Here is a 3,910-nt window from a genome sequence, read left to right on the forward strand (position 1 = left end):
GTCGCGCGCCGCCGCCTGCGCCCGCGCCGGCTCCGCCTCGCCGGCGAGCCGGAGCTCCGGCCGCGCCCCGAGCAGCGCGGCGAGCCCGGCCCGCGCCAGCGGATCGGCCGAGACCACCAGCACCCGGAGCGGCTCCATCCCCGGGATCTAACCGCCCGCGCCTCGACCGGCTCGGGCCCGCGCGAGCGCGGCACCCGCAACGCTCCCGCCCCGACCTGCCCATCCGGCCAGGTCGCGCCCTGGCCCTCCCGCCGATGTGCGCCGCGCGCGGGCCGCCTAGCTTCCCGCCATGACCTCCGCGCCCCCCGGCAACACGCCCCTGCACCCCGACGTCCTCGCCCAGCTCTCCGCCCGCCTCGCCGCGCTCACCGCGTCGGCGGCCGCCCACGTGGTGCGCGTCGAGGGTCGGCGCCACGCGTCCGCGTCGGGCGTGGTGTGGTCCGCCGACGGCGTGATCGTCACCGCGCACCACGCGCTCGAGCGCGACGAGGGGGTGACGGTCGGGCTGCCCTCGGGCGACGAGGTCGCCGCCGAGGTGATCGGCCGCGATCCCAGCACCGACCTCGCCGCGCTGCGGGTGCGGGCGCCCGGGCTCGCGCCGCCGGACTGGGCCGACGCGGCCGGGGCCGCGGCGGGGCAGCTCACGCTGGTGGTGACGCGGCCGGGGCGCGGCCCGCGCGCGGAGCTGGGCCTGCTGGCGCGCGCCGGCGAGGCGTTCCGCGCGCCGATGGGCGGGCGCATCGACCGCTGGCTGGAGCTGGGCGTCGCCCGGCACCCGGGCCTGTCCGGCGGCCTGGTGCTCGGCGCGGACGGCCTCGCGCTCGGCGTCGCGGCGGCCGGGCTGGTGCGGGGCGCGGCGCTGGCGGTGCCCGCCGCCACGCTCGGCCGCGTGGTGGCGTCGCTCCTCTCGCACGGCGAGGTGCGCCGCGGGTACCTGGGCCTCGCCACGCAGCCGGTGCCGCTCCCGCCGGCGCTGCGCGCGCGCACCGGCGAGGAGCTGGCGCTGCTCGTGGCGCGGGTCGAGCCGGGCAGCCCGGCGGATCGCGCCGGCGTCCTGCTCGGCGACGCGATCCTGTCGGTGGGCGGCGAGGCGCTGCAGGACCCCGGCGAGCTGCTGGCCCTACTCTCGGAGGACCGGATCGGCCAGGCGGTGACGCTGCGCGTGCTGCGCGCGGGCGAGCTGCGCGAGGTCGCGGTGACGGTGGGCGTGCGCGGGAGGCGGGCGTGACCGGGCTGCAGGCGCTCTCGCGCGACGTGGCCGACCTGGTGGCCCGCGCCGCCCCGGCGGTCCTCGGCGTGGAGCAGGGCGGCGGGCAGGGCTCCGGCGTGGTGATCGCGCCGGACGGCTGGGTGCTCACCAACGCGCACGTCGCGCGGGGCCGCGGCCCGGTCCGCGTCCGGCTCTCCGGCGCGCGGGTGGTGGCGGCGGAGCGCGCCGGCGCCGACGACCGCACCGACGTGGCGGTGCTGCGGGTGGACGCGCGCGACCTCCCCGCGCTGGCGCTCTCCGAGCGGCGGCTCTCCGTCGGCGAGCTGGTCGTCGCCATCGGCAACCCGCTCGGCTTCGAGCGCTCGGTCACGGTGGGCGTGGTCTCGGCGCTGCACCGCAACCTGGCGGCGCCGCGCGGCGCGGTGCTGGAGGGGCTGGTCCAGACCGACGCGTCGATCAACCCGGGCAACTCGGGCGGGCCGCTGCTCGACGCGGGCGGCGCGGTGGTCGGGCTCAGCACCGCCATGCTCCCCTGGGCGCACGGGATCGGGTTCGCGGTGCCGGCGCACACCGCGGCGTGGGTGGCGTCGGTGCTGATGCGCGAGGGCGAGGTGCGCCGGCCGTTCCTGGGGATCGCCGCGCGCGGCGAGGACCTGGAGCCGCGCGACGCCGCGCTGGCCGGCCACGGGCGCGGGGTGCGGGTGCTCGAGGTGGTGGAGGGCGCGCCGGCCGGCCGCGCCGCGCTCCGGCCCGGCGACCTGCTCGTGGCGGCGAGCGGCAGCCCGGTGCAGACGCTCGACGACCTGCAGCGCGTGCTGGTGCTGGCCCGCGCGGGCGAGATCGATCTCCAGGTCCTGCGCGCCGGCCGACCGCTGCGGCTCTCCATCCGCCCCGATCCGCCGCGCGCCGCCGCGGCCTGAGAGCACGCGAACCCATCCCCTCGCCTCCCGCACCCGGGGCGTGACGCGAGGGGCCCGCCGTGGTGAACTGGGAGGCGATGCGCTCCTGGCTCGACGACGTCGGGATGGCCGCCGCCACGCTGCGGTCGAGCCCGCTCCGCTCGCTGCTCACCGCCCTCGGCATCGTCATCGGCACCGCCACGGTGGTGGCGATGATGGCGCTCACCGAGGGGCTGCGGCTGGAGATGACCGGCCAGCTCTCCATGCTGGAGGCGGGCGCGTTCCGGGTGGAGAAGTTCCCGATGGTCACGGTGGGCCACGAGGCCTGGCACCGGTACGCGCGCCGCAAGGACCTCACCCGCGCGCAGGGCGAGGCGCTCCGCGGCCTGCCCCACGTCGCGTTCGTCTCGATCGAGGAGCAGGGGCGCCGGCCCGAGGCCGTCGTCACGCGGACGCGCGCCACGCGCAACGAGATCGACGTGCTCGGCGTCCTGCCGGACTACGAGTTCACCAACGCGGTGAGCGTCGCGAGCGGGCGGTTCCTCACCCACGCCGACGTGGCGCTGGCGCGGCGGGTGGCGTTCGTGGGCGCGGGCGTCGCCGACGTGCTGTTCCCGGGGGCCGACCCGGTGGGCGCCGAGATCCGGATTCGCGGCGTGCCGTTCGAGGTGGCGGGCGTGGCCGAGCGGATGGGGACGGTGCTCGGGCTCGAGTCGCGCGACGGGTTCGTGGCGGTCCCGTGGACCGCCTACGACGCGGTGCTGGGCCGCGCCCGCGGCACGAACCTCGCGGTCCGCGCCACGCGCGTGGAGGACGTGCCGCAGGCCATGGCCGAGGTGGTCGCGACGCTCCGGCGGGTGCGCGGGCTCGGCCCCCTCGACGAGAACGACTTCGAGGTCTTCTCGAACGACACCGCCGCGGAGCTGTTCGACGGGCTGGCCAAGGTCGTCGGCGCGGCCACGTTCGGCCTGTGCGCGCTCTCGCTGCTGGTGGGCGGCATCGGCGTGATGAACATCATGCTGGTCTCCGTGACCGAGCGGACCCGCGAGATCGGCGTCCGGATGGCGCTCGGCGCGCGGCGCCAGCGGATCCTGGCGCAGTTCCTGGTCGAGTCGCTGGTGCTCGCGCTGGCGGGCGGCGCGATCGGGGTCGCGCTGGGCGGCGGGGTGGCGCTGGTCGCGCGGGAGCTGGACGTCGTGCCGGCGCGGGTGCCGCTCTGGTCGGTGCTGCTGTCGCTCGGCTCCGCCGCCGCGGCGGGCCTGGTCTTCGGCATCTACCCCGCGGCGCGGGCCTCCCGGCTCGATCCGGTCGAGGCGATGCGGGCGGAGTAGCGCCGCCCCAGCCGCCGCCGGGCCGGCTCACGGCGGCAGGTACCAGACCACCGGGAAGATCACCGGCTGGTCCACCGGCGGGCGCGGGTACGGCGCGGCCTTGCGCACCGCCGCCAGCGCGGCGCGGTCGAGCACGCCGTGGCCGCTCGACTCCACGACGCGCAGGTCGGCCACGCTCCCGTCGGTGAGGATGGTGAAGCCGACGCGCACCGTCCCGGACCAGCCCATCAGCTCCGCGGCCGGAGGGTACGGGTCGCGGTCGATCTGCTGCTGCACCTGGCGCAGCACCGCCTGGCGGAGCCAGGGCGGGCCGGCGTCGCCCGCGTCGCCGTCGGCACCTTCGCCGCCCGCGCGGCCGCCGCGGCCCCCGCCGGACCCGCCCCCGGGGACGAACGGCCCGTCCCCGACCCCGTCGCCCGCGAAGCTCGGCTCGCCGCCCAGCGGGAGCACCTCCTCCGCCTCCAGCGTCA

The 3,910-nt window shown here is 78.7% G+C and carries 4 protein-coding genes; 3 read left to right on the plus strand and 1 reads right to left on the minus strand.

The features are described from left to right. Nucleotides 1–289 precede the first annotated feature (289 nt). The 3 genes from PSR1_RS22245 (at nucleotide 290) to PSR1_RS22255 (ending at nucleotide 3,440) form a co-directional block, all read left to right on the plus strand. Nucleotides 290–1,228, plus strand: a complete 939-nt coding sequence (locus PSR1_RS22245) for a S1C family serine protease (RefSeq protein ID WP_059439507.1) — start codon at nucleotides 290–292, stop codon at nucleotides 1,226–1,228. Then, a complete protein-coding gene (locus PSR1_RS22250) occupies nucleotides 1,225–2,130 on the plus strand; it encodes a S1C family serine protease (RefSeq protein ID WP_059439508.1) in 906 nt (301 codons plus the stop codon). The genes PSR1_RS22245 and PSR1_RS22250 overlap by 4 nt, the downstream gene beginning before the upstream one ends. A gap of 77 nt (nucleotides 2,131–2,207) precedes the next feature. After that, nucleotides 2,208–3,440 (plus strand): ABC transporter permease, encoded by a 1,233-nt coding sequence (locus tag PSR1_RS22255; protein WP_059439510.1) that lies wholly within the window; start codon nucleotides 2,208–2,210, stop codon nucleotides 3,438–3,440. A 27-nt stretch (nucleotides 3,441–3,467) separates the two neighbouring features. Here PSR1_RS22255 and PSR1_RS22260 read toward each other — a convergent pair whose 3' ends face one another. Next, complete coding sequence (locus PSR1_RS22260; protein WP_237758202.1) at nucleotides 3,468–3,905, minus strand: energy transducer TonB; 438 nt, start codon at nucleotides 3,903–3,905, stop codon at nucleotides 3,468–3,470. Nucleotides 3,906–3,910: the final 5 nt, after the last annotated feature.

The organism is Anaeromyxobacter sp. PSR-1, from assembly GCF_000964525.1.
Lineage (GTDB): Bacteria > Myxococcota > Myxococcia > Myxococcales > Anaeromyxobacteraceae > Anaeromyxobacter.